Genomic DNA, 18,543 nt, shown 5'->3' with positions numbered 1-18,543 from the left:
TCGTAAGCGGGTGTACGCGTTCTACTTCGGCCCGCCCCCGTGGCCGCGCCGGTCGCCCTGGGCCAGGGTGGCGAAGATCTGCACCATGGCCGACTGGTTGAGGGTCGCGGCCGGGGCCTGCGGGTCGTAGTCGCCGCCGTTCGACGGCTGGAAGCGGAACAGCCCGGTGGCGGTGTCCCGGTTGGTCCGGTACGTGCTGTCCGCGTAGCCGCTCATGGCCTGCCGGTAGGCGAAGTTGGGGCGGACGGCGTCCAGGTCGAGGAGGTCCTTGAAGTAGAAGGCGTTGAACACGGCCGGCTGGTCGTGCAGTCGGGTGCCCTGCGTCCAGTACGCGAGAGAGGCGTCGGCGTCGGTGACGGCCTTGGTCAGCCAGCTGCTCCGGCCGGTCCCGCGGTAGAGCGCGGTGGCCGTGCCGATCATGGCGCCCGAGTTGTACGTCCACAGCGTCTCGTTGGTGCTGCCGTCGTCGTTGCGGTCGTTGACGTACAGGCCCGGTGCCTTGCGCATGCACGAGGCCACCCAGCCGTACCACTGCTCGGCCTTCCGGAGATAGGCGGCCTTGTGGGTGTGCTCGTAGAGGCGGGCGGCGAGCTGGGCCGAGAGCGAGGTGACGTTCGTGGCCCGGACGTTGTTGTTCGGGGAGTCGACCCAGTCCATGCCGCCCGGGCATGTCTTGCCTGTGTCGCCGTCCCAGGCGCGGGTGACGACGGGTATGACGTTCTCGGCCCGCTCCAGGAACCCCCTGTCTCCGGTGGACTCGTACTGGTCGAGCAGGCTCAGGGCGACCACGGCGTTGTCGTCGTAGTAGACGTCGCCGCCCGAACCGAGCGGCGCGGGCAGATACGACTGGTAGCCGGGCCGGTCGCCGCCGGCGAAGTACAGCTCGACGGTGTCGAAGCGCTCCGCCGCGTCCGCGCGGAAGTCCCCTCCGACGCGCGGGAGTTCCTGCATGTCGACGGCCGCCGCCGCGGCCTCGCGGAACGGCCACAGGTAGGAGTGCGCCGGATCGGCCGCCTGCCGCGGAGTGTGCTCCAGGTACAGGCCGTGGTCGTCCGTGCCCTCGTACAGATGGGTCTGCAGGGACCGGTACGCGTCGGTGGCGCGGTCGGCCCACAGGGACTGCGCGACGGGGTGGGGGCGGACGGGACGGGCGGATCCGGCGTGTGCGGGGACGGCGGTCCAGAGCAGGCCCGCGCAGACGGCGGTCACGGTGGCACGGCGGAGCAGTGTTCGCGGCATGGTTCACCCTTCACGAAGAGGAGGAGGGAGAGGAGATGGGCGAAGAGAGGCGTACGGAGGAGACGTACGGCAGAGACGTACGGAGAAGACGTACGGGCTCAGCGGTGGATCCTGAGGCTGCTGATGAAGAAGCGCTGGGCGGAGAAGAACAGCACCAGCGTCGGCAGGGAGACCAGGAGGGCGCCGGCCAGCACGACCGGGGGGCCGACGTTCGAGTAGTTGCCCTGGAGGTCGGCGAGCGCGGCCATGACCGGCCGGATGTTGCGGCTCGTGGTCAGCGTGATGCCGAACATGAGGTCGTTCCACACGGCCACGAACTGGAACACGAACACGGCGATCATCGCGGACCTGGTGAGCGGCACATGGATCTGCCAGAACAGCCGCCACCAGGACGCGCCGTCCAGGCGCGCGGCCTCCACGACCTCCTTCGGCAGGGTGAGGGCGTAGTTGCGCATGACGAAGAAGGCGAAGGGGATCGCGATCGCCGTGTAGATCAGGACGAGCCCGAACTGGGTGTCGTAGAGGGACGACTCCGCGTACGACAGGAACAGCGGGCGGATGAAGACCTGCAGGGGCAGGAGCGTGCCGGAGTAGATCACCCAGAACCACAGGGCCCGGTGCTTCACCGGCATGATGATCGTGGCGAAGGCGGCGCCCGCGGCCAGGACGGCGGCGGCCAGCGCGCTGACGACGGAGTACAGCAGGCTGTTGCCGAACGCCGGCCCGAGGTTGGCCCTGTCCCAGGCCTGGGACATGTTGTCGAAGAGCCCGAACTCCGTGGGGAGCCAGTGCGGGCTGCCCGAGTAACTTTCCGCCGGCACCAGGGCGTTGACCACCAGGAGCCAGGTCGGGACCAGCCAGAGCAGGGCGAGCACCGCGACGGTGCCGGTGCGCAGGACGCGGCCGAGGGACATGGTCATTCGCCTTTCACATCGAGCTGACGGCGCAGGTAGAGCCAGGAGGCCGCCAGGACGATGACGGTCAGGACGACGGCGATCGCCGCTCCCGCGCCGGGCCGCAGCTCCAGGAAGGTCTCGTTGTACATGGACACCGCGAGGGTCTCCGTGGCCCGTCCCGGGCCGCCCTGGGTGAGCACCCAGATCAGGTCGAACGACTTGAGGCCGTTCACCAGGCTCATACCGATCACGATGATTGACACGGGCCGCAGCTGCGGCAGGACGATGTGGCGGAACTGCTGCCAGCTGCCCGCGCCGTCCAGCGAGCCGGCCTCCAGGGTCTCCGGGGGGATGGACTGGAGTCCGACCAGGAAGAGGATGACGGCCACGCCGGTCGCCTGCCAGGCGTTGGCGAGGATCATCACCAGGGTGTTGCCCGGCCAGGTCAGCAGCCACCCCTGCGCGAACGAGTCGAGGCCCACCGAGGTCAGTACCTGGTTGACGGCGCCGTCGGTGGTCAGCATGAAGTTCCAGACCACCGCCACCGCGGAGCCCGACAGCGCGTAGGGAAGGACGACACACAGCCGGGCCAGGCGCGAGAAGCGGGTGGCGTCGGTCATGCAGGCGATGGCCAGGCCGAGCACGAAGGGGAGCACGACCGTGCCCACGACCCACAGGAGCGTGTTCTGGATCGAGCGGGTCAGGGCCGGGTCGGAGGCGAACCGGGTGTAGTTGTCGAACCAGCTGAAGGGCGAGGTCCGGGTGTCGGCGAAGAAGCTGCGGTGGATGGTCCATACGAACGGGGCGAGCAGGAACACCGCGACCAGGAGCACGGACGGCGCCATGAACCCCCCGGCCGTCAGACGCTCACGCCTGCCGATCCAGGTGTGCCGCTCCGCGGTTCGCGGCCGTCCGCCGACGGGCGGTGTCCGTCTGCTCCCGCCGGTGGCGGGTCGGTCGGTCGTAGAAGTGCTCATGCCTCGTCGCGCCTCCAGGCTGCCCATTCGTCTTGTGCACGTTCCTGCATCCGGCGCAGCGTGGTCTCCGGCGAGGTCTGCCCGGCCATGAACCCGCCCAGGTCGTTGGTGTTGCCCTGGATGAGGCTCGGCGGGCTGGCCTCCCAGTAGCGGATCAGCGGGATCCGGCGCTCCTTGGCGACATCGCGCTGCAGCTCGGCCACCACGGGGTTGTCCGACCGGACCGTCGGGTTGGCGGAGCTGTCCTGAAGGAAGTCGCTCCACACCCGCTGGACGGGCGGGGCGAGCCACGAGCCGACGTTCGCCAGGGCGGCGTCGTGCGAGGAGGCGCGGGCGGGAACGGTGAAGACGCCCGACTCCGCGATCACACTCTTCGGCGTCGCGGACCGCACGGTGGGCAGGATGAACGCTCCGTAGTCCGTGCCCGGCTTCATGCCCGCCGCGGTCATGCCCTGCGCCTGCCAGGTGCCGTGCAGGAACATGCCGACCGTCCCGGCCTTCAGCGCACCCGGGCCCCGCGCCTGGTCGAAGTCGGGTGACGTCATCCAGCCCTTGCGCATGAAGTCGTGCCAGATGTCCATCGCCTCGCGGGCGGGGGCATCGGTGTACGAGGCCTCGCCCGCGACCAGTTTCCGGTAGAAGCGCGGGTCGACCTTGGTGACCAGCTCCTGGAACCACTCGATCGCGGGCCAGCCGCCGACCTGACTGGCCAGGAAGGGCGTGATCTTGTTGCGCTTGAGGACCTCGGCGCAGCGCAGCAGCTCGTCCCAGCTCCGCGGCTCCGACAGCCCGAGCTTCTTGAACACCGGCTTGCTGTAGAACAGCACGTAGTACGACTCGTACAGCGGGATGCCGTACACCTTCCCCCGGTACGACACCGCGTCCCGCGAGGCCCCGCGCACCCATCCCTTCGCCTGGTACTTCCCCCAGACGCCGGACAGGTCGGTCAGGCCGCCGGCGCGGGCGAGGCGCTTGAGCTGGTAGCCCGAGGCCCACTTGACCAGATCGGTGGCCTTCGACGTCTGCAGCGTCATCTGCACGACCTGCTGGTACGAGGTCACCGAGGGGTTCGACAGCGGCCGCAGCGCATAGCCGGTGATCTTCTCCAGTTCGCGTCCGGCCGCACGGTAGCCGTCGTCCCAGGTCGCGTTGTCGTTGGAGATGCTCGTGGTCCCCGGCTGCGCCGACGTGCTGTCTCCGCGGGCGCAGCCTCCCACGGCGAGCGTGGCCGCGCCCGCGGCCGTCCCGGCAAGAAGGCGGCGCCGGCCGAGCGGCGCGGCCGCACTTCGGGTCCTGCCCGATGCTGACATTGATCACCTTCACGGAAGCGAGCCATGTGCATGGCCGGATGTGAACCACAGGGCACAGAAGTGTCCCGGAACGCCCGGGGTTGCCGAGTGGGGTGTTGCGTGGAAGTTAACGACAACATCCCCGCAGTGGCAAGAGTCTGGTAGGTACAAGAAGCGGGTGCGGACTCTTGCCCGGTGAAAAGGCCAGCTTGCGAAGCTGGATGCCGAATCAATTGACCCCCGGCCGAGGATGGACTCTCTCGGACAGGCATTGTTATCGTTAACGCACCGACAGAGCCCAGTGAGGAGCAGATGTGCAGTCCGCGTCTCGTTCGTACGACCCCCACCCCAGTTACGAACCGGTCGACGGGCAGGTGACCGAGGGGTGGCCGGCCGCGGTCGCCGCGCTGCCGCCCGGTCCCCTCGTCCTGGCGGTGGACGGTCCTGCCGCGCTGGACTGGGACGCCCTGGCCGACGGCCTCACAGCCGCCGTGCGCCGAGCCGGCCGGGAGGCACAGCGATCGGACGTACGCGATCACTACGCGCCCTCCGCCGCCGAACGGATCGCCGCCCGGCCCCTGCCCGCAGACGACCCGTTCTTCACCCCGCTGTCGCAGGCGGAGGCCGCCGACCTCTTCGACTCCGCGCCCCGGCCGGAAAGGCCCACGGGAGACCGCGTGCTGCTGGTCTTCGGGCCGGGCGCCGCGCTCTGCGAACCGGACCTGCTCTGGTACGCCGACCTGCCCAAGCGGTACGCCGAAGCCGCCGTGGCGGGGGGCCGGCTGCCGGTCGGCGCCAACCTGGGACGCCCCGGCGAACCGGGCGACCTGGTGCGGCTCTTCTACACCGACTGGCCCGTGCTGGACCGCCACCGCGACGCGATCGCCGGGCGGGTCGACCGGTGGATCGACACGCAGGACCCGGCGGCCCCCGCCTCCCTGGACGGCACCGCGCTGCGCGGCACACTGCGCCACCTGGCCCACGGGCCCGTCCGCACCCGCCCGTACTTCAACTCCACGCCCTGGGGCGGCCAGTGGGCGGCGAGCGAACTGGGCTTCACCCCGCAGGCGGGCAACACCGCCCTCGGCTACGAACTGATCGCCCCCGAAGCGGGCGTCCTCGTCGGCGAGAAGGGCGGGGCGCAGGTCGAGATCCCGTTCCAGCTGCTGTGCGTCGAGCACCCCGAGGCCATGCTCGGCGAAGAGGTGCACCGCCGGTTCGGCACCTCCTTCCCGATCCGCTTCGACTACCTCGACACGATGGGCGGCGGCAACCTCTCCCTGCACCTCCACCCACGTGAGCAGTACATGCGGGAGGTGTTCGGCTGGCCGTACACCCAGCACGAGACGTACTACGTCACGGCGCATGAGGAGAGTGCCCAGGTGCTGCTCGGCCTCACCGAGGACGCGGACCCCGACGTCATGCGCCGCCAGGTGGAGGAGGCCATCGCCGACGGCACCCCGCTGCCCGTCCAGGACCACATACAGACGCACGAGTCGGTCCAGGGGCAGCTGTTCATGATCCCCGCGGGCACCCCGCACGCCTCCGGAGCGGGCAACCTGGTCCTGGAGGTGAGCGCGACCCCGTACCTGTACTCGCTGCGCCTGTACGACTGGCTGCGCAAGGACGCCGCCGGGGCGTCCCGGCCGCTGCCCTACGAGCACGGCTTCGCCAACCTGGACACGGCCCGGCGCGGGGAGGACGTGGTGAAGGACCTGATCCAGCAGCCGCGTACGCTGCGCACCGGCGAGGGCTGGCGCGAGGAGGTCATCGGCGCGCTGCCCGAGATGTTCTACGCCGTCCACCGGCTGGTCGTCGCCCCGGAGGCCGGCATCACCGACGACACCGCGGGCCGCTTCCACATCCTCAACGTCGCCGCCGGCCAGGGAGCCGTCATCGAGACCCAGGACGGACGCAGCCACTTCCTGGCCTACGCGGAGACCCTCACGGTCCCCGCCGCGGTGGGCGCCTACCGGGTGCGCTCCGTGGGCGGCGACGAGGTGCGGATCGTGAAGGCGCTGGTGGTCGAGCCGTGACGGCGGCCCCCGCGGACCCCGCGGCCTCCGCGGGACGACCGGCCGCGCCGGTCCCCGCCCCCGTTCCCGTCCCCGTGCTCGACGTCGGCGGTACGCACGTCACCGCGGCGCTCGTCGATCCCGCTTCCGGCCACTGCGTGCCGTCCTCGGTGATCCGCAGACCGCTCGGTTCGCACGCCGACGCCGACGGCATCCTCGACGACATCGCCCTGACCGCGCTGCAACTGCCGGTCGGACACGGCTCCTTGTGGGGTGTGGCGATGCCCGGACCCTTCGACTACGACACCGGGGTCGGCCGTTTCACCGGGATCGGCAAGTTCGAGTCCCTGTCCGGCGTGGACGTGGGCGCCGGACTGCGCCGGCGCCTCCTCGACCGGGCCGAGCGGCTGTGCTTCCTCAACGACGCCGACGCCTTCGCCCTCGGCGAGCACCGGGCCGGGGCGGCCGAAGGACACGACCGTGTGGTGTGCCTGACGCTGGGCACGGGCATCGGCTCCTCCTTCCTGCGTGACGGGCGGCCCGTGCACGACGGCCCCGACGTGCCGCCCGCCGGTCATGTGCACCGGCTGGACATCGACGGCCGTCCGCTGGAGGACACGGTCTCGCGCCGCGCCATCCGCCTCCACCACGCCCGGCTCGCGGCACCGCACCACGAGCCGGACCCGGGCGAGGAGTCCGCCCTGCCGGACGTCCACGAGATCGCCGCGGCGGCCGAGCAGGGCGACACCGCCGCTGCGGAGGCCTTCCGCTACGCTTTCGACGCCCTCGGCAGGGCCCTGGCCCCGTGGATCGACCGCTTCGGGGCCACCGCGGTCGTCGTCGGCGGTTCCATGGCGCAGTCGTGGGACCTGATCCATCCGGCGTTCGCCCGGGGACTGGCTCAGGCCGACAGAGCGCCCGTACGCGTTCTGCCGGCCCGGCAGCCCGCGGCGGCACCGCTGATCGGGGCCGCGCACTGGGTGCGGAGCGCGGCGGGCACGTCATGAGGACCGGTCAGGGGCGAGGTCGCCGCCGCAGGCCGACGGAGAAGGGGGGACGGGCATGACCGCTCGTCGAGGCGGCGGGCCGACCATGCACGACGTCGGGAAGCTCGCAGAGGTCAGCGCCATGACCGTCTCCCGCGTGCTGAAGAACGACCCCGGTGTGTCCGAGGCGACCAGGGAACGCGTCTTCGCCGCGGTGGACCGGCTGGGCTACCGCCGCAACGAGACCGCGCGCAGCCTGCGGCTCGGCGGCAGCGGGATGATCGGCCTCGTCGTCACCAACCTCGCCAACCCCTTCTACTCGCGGCTCGCACTCGGCGTCCAGGAAGTCGCCACCGAGTACGGCTTCCGGATGGTCCTCAGCAACTCCGCCGAGCAGGCCGACCGGGAGCCCGGCCTCGTCGACGGCCTCATCGACCACCAGGTCGAAGGGCTCATCGTCGTCCCCGCGGGCAGCAGACAGCAGCACCTGGCCGCCGCCATGCGCCACGTGCCCGTCGTGCTCGCCGCCCGGCCGCCCGCAGGACTCGACACCGACTGCGTGCTGGTCGAGGACTTCCACGGGGCCCGCGAGGCCACCGCCTGCCTGCTGGCCGAGGGGCACACCCGCATCGCCTTCCTGGGCAATCCGCCCTCGCTCTACACCGGGGCCGAACGGCTGCGCGGCTTCTGGGCGGCACACGACGAGGCCGGCGTCGAGCCCGACGGCGCCATCATCCGGCAGGGCCTCGTCGACGCCGGGACAGCCGAGGCGGCGACCCTCGAACTGCTGGGCCGTCCCGACGCCCCCGCGGCGCTGTTCTGCACCAACAACCGCATCAGCCAGGGAGCCATCCGGGCCCTGCACAAGTCGGGAGTCACCCTGCCCCTGGCGGGCTTCGACGACTTCGACCTGTCCGACGTCCTCGGTCTGCCGCTGACCCTCGTCTCCTACGACGCCGACGAGATCGGCCGGGAAGCCGCACGGCTGCTCGTCGACCGCCTGGGCCACAAGGACGCGGAACAGCCACCTTCGCGCCGCGTCACGATCCCCACGCGCGTCGTCCGCCATGGGGTCCACGCCGACGACCGTCCCCTCGGCACACGGCGGAACGACACGTAGGCAGGCCGCGCAACGTGTCACGTGACGACATACGTGACGTGTCACGTGACTCGTCGCGTGTCACGGCACGACATACGGCACGCCACACGGCATGTGAAGACACGACATACGGCACGCCACACATGGCATGTGAAGAGAAGGGCCGACCATGCAGTTCCCCACAAGTGTCGAGGACCATCCGCTGGTTCGGCGCGCGGTGCGGCACCTCGACGCCCTCGGCGACCCGCGCCACGGACAGCTGCTGGTGCGCTGCCTCGACGACACCCTCGCGCGCACCATCCGGCCGATGCCCGACGGCAGCGCCTTCGTGGTCACCGGCGACATCCCCGCCATGTGGCTGCGCGATTCGTCGACCCAGCTGATGCCCTACCTCGCGCTCCTGAAGGACGACAAGGGACTGCAGGACCTGGTGGCGGCCGTACTGCGGCGCCAGTTCGACCAGATCCGGCGCGCCCCGTACGCGAACGCCTTCAACCCCGAAGCCTCGGGACACGCCCACGACGGTGACGACCTGTGCGAGGACCCCTGGGTCTGGGAGGAGAAGTACGAAGTCGACTCCCTGGCCTTCCCGCTCCTGCTCGCCCACCGCTTCTGGCGGGCCACCGGCCGCACCGACCACCTCGATGGGGCGGTGCGCACCGCCCACGCCGTGCTCACTGTGTGGCGCACCGAGCAGGACCACGCGCACCGGTCCTCCTACCGTTTTCTCCGGTCGTCCGGGCCGGCGAGCGACACCCTGCCCGGCGACGGCCGGGGAACGCCCGTCGCCCGGACCGGAATGACCTGGAGCGGATTCCGGCCGAGCGACGACGCCTGTACGTACGGGTACAACGTGCCCGCGAACCTGTGCGCGGCAGCCGCCCTCGACGGGACGGCCGAGATGGCACAGCAGGCCGGCGACACGGCACTGGCTGCTGACGCCACCGCACTGGCGGCCGAGCTGCGGGAAGGAGTCGCACGCCACGGAACGGTCGACCACCCCGACCACGGCACCATCTACGCCTACGAGGTGGACGGCCTCGGCAACGCCCTCCTGATGGACGACGCCAACATGCCGAGCCTCCTGTCCCTGCCGCTGGTCGCGAACGTGGCCACCACCGACCCGCTGTACCGCGCCACGCGTGCGTTCGTCCTCTCCCCGGCCAACCCGACCTGGTACCGGGGGAGCGCGGCCCGGGGAGTGGGCAGCCCGCACACCCCCGAGGACCACATCTGGCCGATCGCCATCGCGGTGGAAGGGCTGACCGGCGACGACGACACGGCGCGGCTCGCGGCGCTGCGCATGCTGGCGGACACCGACGCGGGCACCGGTGCCATGCACGAGTCCTTCCACAAGGACGATCCGAGCCGGTTCACCCGGCACTGGTTCTCCTGGGCCAACGCGATGTACGCGGAACTGGCCCTGGACGTGGCGGGCCTCGGGACCCGCTCCCTGTGGTCCCACCCTGCTCCGCGCCCGCCCGCGCCCCCGGCGTGAACCTGCCGGCCCGCTCGTGGTCGGAGGCGATCCGGAGGTAGGTTCTGGACATGGACTTTCGTACCAAAGTAGAGCGTGCTCAACGCCTCAAGCAGCTTCATGCCGATCACCGGCCGCTCGTGCTGCCGACCGTCTGGGACGCCTGGTCGGCCCGCACGGCAGTCGCCGCCGGGTTCCCCGCGCTGACGATCGGCAGCCACCCGCTTGCCGACTCCCGGGGGGCCGAGGACCACGAGGGGCAGACCTTCGAGGAAGTACTGGCCGCCGTCAGGCCGATCATCGCGGCCGTCGACGTCCCCGTGTCCGTCGACCTGGAGGCCGGATACGGACAGAAGCCCGCGGATCTCATCGCCGGACTCATCGAGGTCGGCGGCGTCGGCCTCAACGTCGAGGACACCGTCCACTCGGACGGCGGACGCGTGCGCAGCACGCAGGAGCACGCGAGTTACATCGCCGGCCTGCGCGCGGCGGCCGACGACGCGGGCGTCCCGGTGTGGGTCAACGGGCGCACCGATCTCTTCATCCATGCGAAGGACGCCGCCGGTGTCCTCGACGAGGCGATCGAGCGGCTGCGGGCCCTGGAGCAGGCCGGCGCCGACAGCGTCTACCCGGTGGGCATCCAGGACAACGACGAACTGCTCACGGCGGTGATCGGTGCCGTCGCCATTCCCGTGAACTCCACGGCGCATCCCGTCAAGCACGACCTTGAACGCTTCCGCCGTCTCGGCGTCGGCCGTATCACCTACGGTCCGCTGCTGCAGATCGCGTTGACGGACACGATCAAGGACATGCTCGGGCCCTGGGCACCCTGACGAGTTGATCGAACGTGGGGCGCCCCTGGGGGCGCCCCACGCTGCTGAGTACGGGACTTGGGCGCCGGCTGGCAGACGGCGGGCACGAGGTCACGGTGGCCCCCTCGGTCACGACGCCGAGGGACAGGGCCTGTCGAGCATGGGCGTCTGCCCGCAACCCCCTTCTCCCGCAAGGGAGTTCGCGCCGCCGTTGATCGGCGCGACTGGGCAGGTGCGCCACGGATTCAGCCCGCTGGTGGCCCCCAGGCCGCGCGCCTGGCGCTCCGGTCCGGTGTCGCCGGGTACTGGTGGCCGTACGACCGGGACCGTCAACTTCCGCACGCGGCCCCCTTCCCGCGGATGACCCCGGCGGCGGTTCCGCTGCGGGGGCTCGCCGCGGACGCTGCCGGTGCCGCCGTGGACCGTCTGATCGGCCGACTGGCTGACCGGCTGTGTTTCATCGGCCGATGGCGGGTGGCGCATTCTAGTCGGTCATCGCCTTGGTCATCAGCCGGTGCAGCTGACGCTGCTCGGCAACGGTCAAGTGGGTGAGGGGCGTGCGCGCAGAGGCCGCGTGGACGAGCTGCTGCCTGGCTGTGCGCCCCTGCTCGGTGAGGTGGAGCGCCTTGGTCCTCCGGTCGTTGAGCGCCGGAGCGCGGCTGACATAGGACAACTGCTCCAGCCGGTCGGCGAGGAACGTCACGGTCGACGGATCGCAGTGCAACCTGGCGGCCATCTGACGCATGGACGGGGGAGGCGCGTCCGGGTCCAGCTGCCACAGGGCGTCGGCCAAGGGATGGGTCAGTCCGAGTTCGGCCATCACGTCACGGATCGCGTCATTCGTCGCCCCGTCCATGGCGTGTACGAGCCGCAACAGCTGATACGTCAAAGCCTCACCGTCCATTCCAGCACACTACTTGGACTCTCCAATGCTTGACAACTCCAAGCTTCTGTCGGCAAGGTGGCGGAATAATGCTTGGAGCGTCCAAGTAATACATGGGTGGAGGGACGGTCATGAACGTGACCGGAGAACGGCCGCGAACGATGCGCGACCGAGTGCGTCGACGGGTCCTGACGGCTGTACTGGGCCGGATCGACAACCAGGCGTATCTGCAGCACGCGACCACCATCGACGCCGACCGGACCACCGCGAGCTCGGGGAACGGGCCGTACTACGTGAGCGGATCGCCGCACCGGCGCGACATCAGGGAAGGCCGTGAGGGAGCCCCGCTGCTGCTCCGCGTCCGGGCGGTCGAGGTGGGCACGCTGACGCCGGTGCCGGACGCGACCGTCGAGGTCTGGCACTGCGACGCGCACGGGATCTACTCCGGCTACCAGCGCTACGGCGCGGACAAGTTCCCCGCGCTCGTGTCCCTGACGCTGCGCCGGTTCCGGCCGACGGACGACGCGACCTTCCTGCGGGGTGAGCAGACCACCGACGGTGACGGCCGGGCGGAGTTCCAGACCATCGTGCCCGGCTGGTACACCCCGCGCACCGTCCACATCCACGTCCGGGTCAGCCTGGCCGACAAGCCCCTGTTGACGACCGAGCTGTACTTCTCCGACGACTTCGCCGCCCGCATACAGGCGCTGCCGCCCTATGCCGAGCGTGGGCGCAGTCCGTTCGTCAATGCCAACGATGTCGAGATCCGGCTGACCAAGGGCTCGCCCGGAAGCTGGCCGACCGTGCGGCCGATCGCCGCCGGCCACCGGGCCGATGTCACCCTGCACGTCCCGTCCCTGAACGAGGAGCACCGTCCGTGAACACCCCGACTGCCGTGGTCACAGGCGCGGCCGGTGGCCTCGGACAGGCCACAGCCCTGCAGTTGCTGGCCGCCGGATTCCAGGTCGTCGCCGTGACCCGCGATGCGCCCAGCGCGCAGGCGGCCCTGCGCGCACTGGCGGCGCATGCGCGGGCGAGCGAGGTCCACGCCCTCCACGCGGACCTCGTGGACCGCGCAGCCGTCCGAGCGCTCGTGCCACGACTGCGCGACACCGTCGGCCAGGTCGACGTACTCGTCAACAATGCGGGCGCTGCCTTCTCGCACTACGCGGAGACCGCTGACGGCGTGGAGCGCACCCACGCGCTGAACCACCTCGCGCCGTTCCAGCTGAGTCATCTGCTGCTCGCCGACGGGCAGTTGGCTCCCGGCGCCCGCATCATCAACATCTCCAGCGACCTCGTGACTCGCGGCCGTGTCGACCCCGATGCCCCGGACGTCACCGGTGTCTCCTTCCGTGACCGTTTTTCGCAGATCACGGTGTACGGCACGGCCAAGCTCACCGGCGTACTGGCGACCACCGCGCTCGCGGCCAGGCTGCCGGCCGGAATGCACGCCTACAGTGCCAACCCCGGTGTCGTCAGAACGGCGTTCAACAGCAAGTCCGGCGGCTTGCTGAAGGCCGCGTCACTGGCGAGCGGACTGTTCGCCCGAGCGCCGGAGAAAGCGGCCGGCGTCCCGGTCCGCCTTGCCGTGGCCCGGACACCCCCGACTCCGAACGGCGGATTCTTCACCAGGAAAGCAACCGTGAGCCCACCCGAACCGGCCCGGGACGAGGCACTGGCGGCCAGGGTCTACGAACGCACGGCCCGCGTGCTGGGTCTCCTGCCTCTGCCGACGAATCGGCCTGACCTGACCTGACCTGGCCCGACCTGACCTGACCTGGCCCGACCTGTGCCTGTCTCGGTGCCGGCTCGTCTCGGATCGTTGTCGCGGGGGACGGCTGTCAGCCGAAATCGTCGGGGACGATGCGGAGTTTCTGTGCGATGCGGATGAGCGCCTTCTGGTCGGTGGTGTTGAGCGCGTCGAGCACGATGCGGCGTACGGCCCGCAGGTGGGTGGGCGCTGCCAGGCGCACGATGTCGAAGCCGGCGTCGGTGAGCTCGGCGAGGGTGTAACGGCCGTCGGCCGGGTCAGGGGCCCGTGCGACCCAGCCGCGCTGCTCACAGCGTTTGGTGACGTTGGACAGGCGGGAGAGCGACCCGCTGGCGAGGAAGGCGAGCTCTCCCATCCGCAGTGTGCGCCGCGGGGCCTCGGAGAGGTGGCTGAGCACGAGGTACTCGAACAGAGTGAGCCCGTGTTCCTGCCGCAGCGGTGACTCCAGCTTGCCGGGCAGCAGCAGGACAAGGGAGATCATCCCCGTCCACGCGGCCTTCTCCTGCTCGTCGAGCCAGCGCAGCTCCTCGTCGTCCTCGTGTTCGTCCGTGCCGCTCATGGACCCTCCCGTGCTGCTCATCGATCTTCCCGTCTCTCCGGCGACGCCCGCCATCACTTTACGCTTGAAGTCAATGCGTGGTAACTTCACTTTACGCGTGAACTCATCAATGGGCTAACGCGCCCCTATGGACTGGAAGAGGAAACGTCATGAGCACAGTCACCTTCGGCGTCGTTCCGGGCTACGGAGAGAAGCTGCACCAGGCCCTCGGCTACAGCGGGGCCGTCCGTGTCGACGACCGGGTCGAGATCTCCGGTCAGGCCGGAGTGGATGACGACCTGGTCATCCCCGACTCGCTTGAGGAGGAGATCGTCCGGGCCTTCGACAATGTGGAGCGCACCCTCGCCACGGTCGGCGCGACCTGGAAGGACGTCATCCATGTCAACTCGTACCACAAGGTCGCGCCGGGGGACGAGGCCATCGGCGACGATCACAACGCGGTCATGGCCGAGCAGTTCCGCCTCCGCATGGGTGGCCGCGCGCCGATCTGGACCGAGAGCGGCGTCACGGTCCTCGGACTCGCCGCCATGCGCGTGGAGATCCGGGTCACGGCCATCGTCGGCTCCGGGAACTGACCGTCACCGCCGGCGGCCGAGCCGCAGTCGCCGGGAGCTGGACCGCGCCTCTTCGTCGCAGCGGCAGACCGGTGTGCGGTGACATGAGGTCCTGGTCGCCTGCCGCCACATGATCGGCGTTCGGCTGAGCCCCCTTCCGGCCCCTTCAACGGGCGCCTGGACGGGGGCTGTTGTCGTCCTGCTCCGTACCTCTTGACGCCTCTGGTTCAGACCTTTAAGTTTCTCCGCACACCACGTGTTCACAGGTGAACTCATCGTTCACTGACATGAACCAGCCTCCCCCACCGTCTGCTTCTGACGAAAGGCTGCGATCACCCCCATGACCGTGCGAACCCGAACCCGTACCCAGTCCCGTGCCCTGCGCGGCGGACTCGCCTTGGCGGTCCTGCCCCTGGCGGCGGGTCTCCTCGCCGCCCCGCACGCCGACGCCGCCCCGGCAGCCACCTCGACCGCCGTCGCCCCGTACCTCTACAACGGCTGGGGCAACCCGCCCAGCCCGACGACCATCACCCAGGCCACCGGCGTGAAGTCGTTCACCCTCGCCTTCATCCTCAGCAACGGCTACTGCAACCCGCAGTGGGACGGCAGCCGCCCGCTCACCGGCGGCGTCGACCAGCGCACCATCACCACGATCCGCAACGGCGGCGGCGACGCCATCCCGTCGTTCGGCGGCTACAGCGGCAACAAGCTGGAGAGTTCCTGCTCCAGCGCGAGCGAACTCGCCGCCGCCTACCAGAAGGTCGTCGACGCCTACACGCTCAAGGTCATCGACATCGACATCGAGGCCGCCGCGTACGACAGTCCCACCGTGCAGCAGCGCACCGTCGACGCGCTGAAGACCGTCAAGTCCCGCAACCCGGGCCTGAAGGTCCACATCACCATCGGCACCGGGCAGAGCGGCCCCGACACGAGCCTGATCAAACGCGCCGCCGCGTCGGGCCTGTCGGCCGACAGCTGGACCATCATGCCCTTCGACTTCGACGGCGGCAGCCAGAACATGGGCACCCTGACCCTGCGCGCCGCCGAAGGCCTCAAAACCGCGCTGAAGCAGGCGTACGGCTACAGCGACGACCAGGCCTACCGGACCATGGGCATCTCCTCCATGAACGGGGTCACCGACCAGAACGAGAAGGTCACCGTCGCCGACTTCCGCACCATCCTCGGCTACGCACAGCAGCACCACCTGGCCCGGCTCACCTTCTGGTCCGCGAACCGCGACCGGCCCTGCACCGGCGGCGACTCCGAGAGCTGCTCCGGCGTCGGCCAGGCCGCCTGGGACTACACCCGTGTCTTCGCCCAGTACACCGGCTGACCCCCACCGTTCCTCGTCGCCGAAGGACCCCACATGATGCGCTTCAAAGCCATGGCCACCGCCACTGTCGCGGGCCTCGTCGGTACGATCGCCGTCCTCGGCACCGGCAGCGCCGCCGCGGCCGACCCGAACAAGGCCCCGGGCGGCAACTTCGACCTCTCCGTATGGCAGTTGCAGGAGCCCGTCGGCTCTCCCGGCTCACCGACCACCATCTCCTCGTCCCGGCTCCAGGGGGCGAACGGCTTCCAGGACTCGTACTTCTACACCGACACCAGGGACGGAGCGATGACCTTCTGGGCCCCGGAGAAGGGCGTCACCACACCCAACTCGAAGTACGCCCGCTCCGAACTGCGGGAGATGAACCGCAACGGCAGTGCCGCCGACTGGTCGCTCAGCGGCAACCACCGTATGAACGCCACCCTGCGCGTCGTGTCGGTGACCTCCAACGTGTGCGTGGGCCAGATCCACCTCGGTTCCGGAGGATCCTCCACCAAGCCGCTCATCGAGCTGTACTACCGCGCGAACGGCGACATCGTGGCCGGCATCGAGAACTCGCCCGCCGGCGGTCAGACCCCGCACACCGTCGGCCACGTCTCCCTAGGCAAGACCTGGACGTACTCCATAGCGGTCTCCGGCGGCCGGACCATCGACCTGACCGTCAACGGGAGCACCACGCACTACACGATCCCGACGTCGTTCGACCCGTACAAGCAGTACTTCAAGGCCGGTTCCTACAACCAGTCCTCATCGGACAGCACCACGAAGGGGGCCCGCGTCGCCTTCTACGGTTTGACGGTCTCCCACAACTGACCAGGCCGGGGGTGCGCACCACGGGTGCGCGCCCCCGGACCGTCGGCGGCAGCGGCGATCTCTCACAGGCTCGCGGTGCGCAGTGCGATGAGGGCGACGGCGGTGGCCGTGAGGACGGCTGCCGGGGGTGTTCCCTTGAAGTCGCCGACGCGCAGGTGGGTGGCGACCGCGCCGATGAAGTAGAGCGTCAGACCGACGGCCGCAGCGATGCCGAGGGGGCCCCACCGGAGTCCGACCACGAGGCCGACGGCCCCGGCGATCTGCGCGACGCCCAGGAACGGCAGCACGCCGTCCGGCAGGCCGAGGGTGGACATCTGGTCGACGAGCCGCTTCGGCCGGGTGAACTTGGCACCGGCCGAGGCCAGGAGCACCGCCGACATGAGAGCGGCGATGACGGCATAGGTGATGAACATGGCGAGACCTCAACTGTCGGGCGGGATAGGGGGGTTGTACACGCGCTCTGCCGTGGTCTCGGCACGTCCGCCTGAGACCACGTTCCGGCCACGCGGATTACGCGGACTCGTCGCGCACCGGTGGCGCCCAGGGAGACGTCGGTGCGGGGGAGTGGACACCGGGCCTGGGAGCGGTGTCCTGCGAAGTGGTGCGCTGCATGCCTTCGACGTTAGGGATCCGTCAGGTACCAAAAGGTAACCTTCGGCCCGTGAGCCTCCGCCCCGGAACCGTGTTCCTCGCCGACTGCCCCGCCCGCATGGCCATCGAGATCATCTCCAGCAAATGGGCCGTGGTCACGCTGTTCGCTCTGACCGACGGCCCCGTGCGCCATGGCGACCTGGTCGACCTCATCGGAGGTGTCTCGCGCAAAGTGCTGACGCAGACGCTGCGCCGCCTCCAGGACAACGGGCTCGTCGAGCGGCGGGCGTACGCCGAAGCGCCGCCCCGGGTGGAGTACGGCTTGACGGAACTCGGACGCACCTTGGAGGAGCCCATCAGGAAGCTCACCGAATGGGCACGGGTCAACGGTGAGGCGGTCGTCGCCTTCCACGAGGCGGCCGACGACAAGGACACATAGCGCGGGGGCGGCTACGGTTCCCCGGTCACGGCGCCGGGCGGGCCCTCACGCGCAGTCGGTGTCGACGGCCGCCGAGCGGGTCGGAGCCGCGCCCTGCTCGACGGGCAGGGACGCGTCGCGGGCCCAGGCCGACCAGGAATCCACGAACAGGCCCACCTGCTGCCCCAGCAGCGCTCCGGCGAACACCAGCAGCGCGCTGGACACACCGCCGCCGCAGTAGGCGCCGACCTCATGGCCACCGATCGCCCGATGGGACAGGAACCATTTCCGCATCTCGGTGGGCGACCGCAACAGGCCGTCGGGGGCGATCAGTTCGGCCGAGGGGGCGTGGATCGCGTGCGGGACGTGACCGGTCCTGGGATCGTCCAGCACCCCGTCGTACGCACTCATGGGGCGCGAGTCGAGCAGTGTGCCGTAGTTCGCGACCTCCTGCACGTCCGTGATGCCGAGCACGCGCCGGCCACCGCCACCGCCACCGCCCTCGAACGAGGGTGTGCCGTGGCTGTCCTGCGCCGGGACGGGGGGTCGCGTTTGTGCCGCAGGGCCTGTCGCGCCGCCCGCACGCGTCCAGGCGGGCAGCCCGCCGTCCAGAATGCGTACCGAACGGAAGCCGGCCCAGGTCAGGACGAACCACGCCCGGGCGGCGGACGACAGCTCCTCGACGCGGCGCGTGTAGAGCACGAGGTCGTCGCCGGGCCCGACGCCGTGGGCCCGCAGGGCGGCGTGCACGGCGCCGGGCCCGGGCAGCGGAAGGTGGCCGCTCCTGGCCGTCGGGCGGCCTGCGAAGTCGGACCTGACCGAGGTCGGGAT

Annotated in this window: 18 protein-coding genes and 1 pseudogene; 11 read left to right on the top strand and 8 right to left on the bottom strand. The window is 70.2% G+C overall.

Annotated elements, in window-relative coordinates; all coding sequences use genetic code 11:
• Positions 1–21: 21 nt before the first annotated feature.
• The 4 genes from ACFWGJ_RS20395 to ACFWGJ_RS20380 form a co-directional block, all read right to left on the bottom strand.
• Positions 22–1,239 carry a glycoside hydrolase family 76 protein gene (locus tag ACFWGJ_RS20395; RefSeq protein WP_387326333.1) on the bottom strand — a complete coding sequence of 406 codons (1,218 nt, stop codon included), beginning with the start codon at positions 1,237–1,239 and terminating at the stop codon, positions 22–24.
• Between the two features lie 98 nt (positions 1,240–1,337).
• Complete coding sequence (locus ACFWGJ_RS20390; RefSeq protein ID WP_387326331.1) at positions 1,338–2,159, bottom strand: carbohydrate ABC transporter permease; 822 nt, start codon at positions 2,157–2,159, stop codon at positions 1,338–1,340.
• The gene (locus tag ACFWGJ_RS20385) at positions 2,156–3,112 is read right to left on the bottom strand and encodes a carbohydrate ABC transporter permease (RefSeq protein WP_387326328.1); all 957 of its coding nucleotides are present in this window, start codon (positions 3,110–3,112) and stop codon (positions 2,156–2,158) included. Before ACFWGJ_RS20385 ends, ACFWGJ_RS20390 begins: the two co-directional genes overlap by 4 nt.
• Positions 3,109–4,422, bottom strand: a complete 1,314-nt coding sequence (locus ACFWGJ_RS20380) for an ABC transporter substrate-binding protein (protein ID WP_387326325.1) — start codon at positions 4,420–4,422, stop codon at positions 3,109–3,111. The genes ACFWGJ_RS20385 and ACFWGJ_RS20380 overlap by 4 nt, the downstream gene beginning before the upstream one ends.
• 293 nt (positions 4,423–4,715) lie before the next feature.
• On the opposite strand from ACFWGJ_RS20380, the gene ACFWGJ_RS20375 reads away from it, so the two are divergent.
• The 5 genes from ACFWGJ_RS20375 to ACFWGJ_RS20355 all read left to right on the top strand — a co-directional run bounded on the left by ACFWGJ_RS20375 (position 4,716) and on the right by ACFWGJ_RS20355 (position 10,811).
• Positions 4,716–6,437, top strand: coding sequence for a class I mannose-6-phosphate isomerase (locus tag ACFWGJ_RS20375; protein WP_387326322.1), 1,722 nt, complete (start codon positions 4,716–4,718; stop codon positions 6,435–6,437).
• A gap of 74 nt (positions 6,438–6,511) precedes the next feature.
• A complete protein-coding gene (locus ACFWGJ_RS20370; RefSeq protein ID WP_387326357.1) occupies positions 6,512–7,423 on the top strand; it encodes an ROK family protein in 912 nt (303 codons plus the stop codon).
• Positions 7,424–7,478: 55 nt separating this feature from the next.
• Complete coding sequence (locus ACFWGJ_RS20365; protein WP_387326319.1) at positions 7,479–8,522, top strand: LacI family DNA-binding transcriptional regulator; 1,044 nt, start codon at positions 7,479–7,481, stop codon at positions 8,520–8,522.
• A gap of 148 nt (positions 8,523–8,670) precedes the next feature.
• Entirely contained in the window at positions 8,671–9,999 is a 1,329-nt protein-coding gene (locus ACFWGJ_RS20360; protein ID WP_387326316.1) for a glycoside hydrolase family 125 protein, read from the top strand.
• 50 nt (positions 10,000–10,049) lie between these two features.
• Positions 10,050–10,811 (top strand): isocitrate lyase/phosphoenolpyruvate mutase family protein, encoded by a 762-nt coding sequence (locus ACFWGJ_RS20355; RefSeq protein ID WP_387326313.1) that lies wholly within the window; start codon positions 10,050–10,052, stop codon positions 10,809–10,811.
• A 463-nt stretch (positions 10,812–11,274) separates the two neighbouring features.
• Here ACFWGJ_RS20355 and ACFWGJ_RS20350 read toward each other — a convergent pair whose 3' ends face one another.
• Positions 11,275–11,694: a MarR family winged helix-turn-helix transcriptional regulator gene (locus ACFWGJ_RS20350; RefSeq protein WP_387326310.1), complete on the bottom strand. Its 420-nt coding sequence runs from the start codon at positions 11,692–11,694 to the stop codon at positions 11,275–11,277.
• 110 nt (positions 11,695–11,804) lie between these two features.
• On the opposite strand from ACFWGJ_RS20350, the gene ACFWGJ_RS20345 reads away from it, so the two are divergent.
• Both ACFWGJ_RS20345 and ACFWGJ_RS20340 read left to right on the top strand, forming a co-directional pair.
• Entirely contained in the window at positions 11,805–12,554 is a 750-nt protein-coding gene (locus ACFWGJ_RS20345; protein WP_387326308.1) for a hypothetical protein, read from the top strand.
• Positions 12,551–13,432, top strand: a complete 882-nt coding sequence (locus ACFWGJ_RS20340) for an SDR family NAD(P)-dependent oxidoreductase (protein WP_387326305.1) — start codon at positions 12,551–12,553, stop codon at positions 13,430–13,432. Before ACFWGJ_RS20345 ends, ACFWGJ_RS20340 begins: the two co-directional genes overlap by 4 nt.
• Positions 13,433–13,517: 85 nt before the next feature.
• Here the strand turns inward: ACFWGJ_RS20340 and ACFWGJ_RS20335 are convergent, their stop codons facing one another.
• Positions 13,518–14,006: a MarR family winged helix-turn-helix transcriptional regulator gene (locus ACFWGJ_RS20335; protein ID WP_387326302.1), complete on the bottom strand. Its 489-nt coding sequence runs from the start codon at positions 14,004–14,006 to the stop codon at positions 13,518–13,520.
• A 149-nt stretch (positions 14,007–14,155) separates the two neighbouring features.
• Between ACFWGJ_RS20335 and ACFWGJ_RS20330 the strand changes: the two genes are divergently transcribed.
• From ACFWGJ_RS20330 to ACFWGJ_RS20320, 3 genes and pseudogenes are all read left to right on the top strand, one after another.
• Entirely contained in the window at positions 14,156–14,581 is a 426-nt protein-coding gene (locus ACFWGJ_RS20330) for a Rid family hydrolase (protein WP_387326299.1), read from the top strand.
• 448 nt (positions 14,582–15,029) lie between these two features.
• Positions 15,030–15,893 (top strand): annotated as a pseudogene (locus ACFWGJ_RS20325) (chitinase); the annotation flags it as partial.
• 36 nt (positions 15,894–15,929) lie between these two features.
• A complete protein-coding gene (locus tag ACFWGJ_RS20320; protein ID WP_387326354.1) occupies positions 15,930–16,703 on the top strand; it encodes a polysaccharide lyase family 7 protein in 774 nt (257 codons plus the stop codon).
• 62 nt (positions 16,704–16,765) lie between these two features.
• Here ACFWGJ_RS20320 and ACFWGJ_RS20315 read toward each other — a convergent pair whose 3' ends face one another.
• Complete coding sequence (locus ACFWGJ_RS20315; RefSeq protein ID WP_387326296.1) at positions 16,766–17,116, bottom strand: DoxX family protein; 351 nt, start codon at positions 17,114–17,116, stop codon at positions 16,766–16,768.
• A 197-nt stretch (positions 17,117–17,313) separates the two neighbouring features.
• On the opposite strand from ACFWGJ_RS20315, the gene ACFWGJ_RS20310 reads away from it, so the two are divergent.
• Positions 17,314–17,733: a winged helix-turn-helix transcriptional regulator gene (locus ACFWGJ_RS20310; protein WP_387326293.1), complete on the top strand. Its 420-nt coding sequence runs from the start codon at positions 17,314–17,316 to the stop codon at positions 17,731–17,733.
• Between the two features lie 45 nt (positions 17,734–17,778).
• Here the strand turns inward: ACFWGJ_RS20310 and ACFWGJ_RS20305 are convergent.
• Positions 17,779–18,543 (bottom strand): sulfurtransferase (locus tag ACFWGJ_RS20305; RefSeq protein ID WP_387326290.1); only part of this gene is annotated, 765 nt, incomplete at its 5' end.

The sequence above is a fragment of the Streptomyces sp. NPDC060205 genome (assembly GCF_042728395.1).
GTDB lineage: Bacteria > Actinomycetota > Actinomycetes > Streptomycetales > Streptomycetaceae > Streptomyces.
This window is presented reverse-complemented; position numbering and strand designations above follow the sequence as displayed.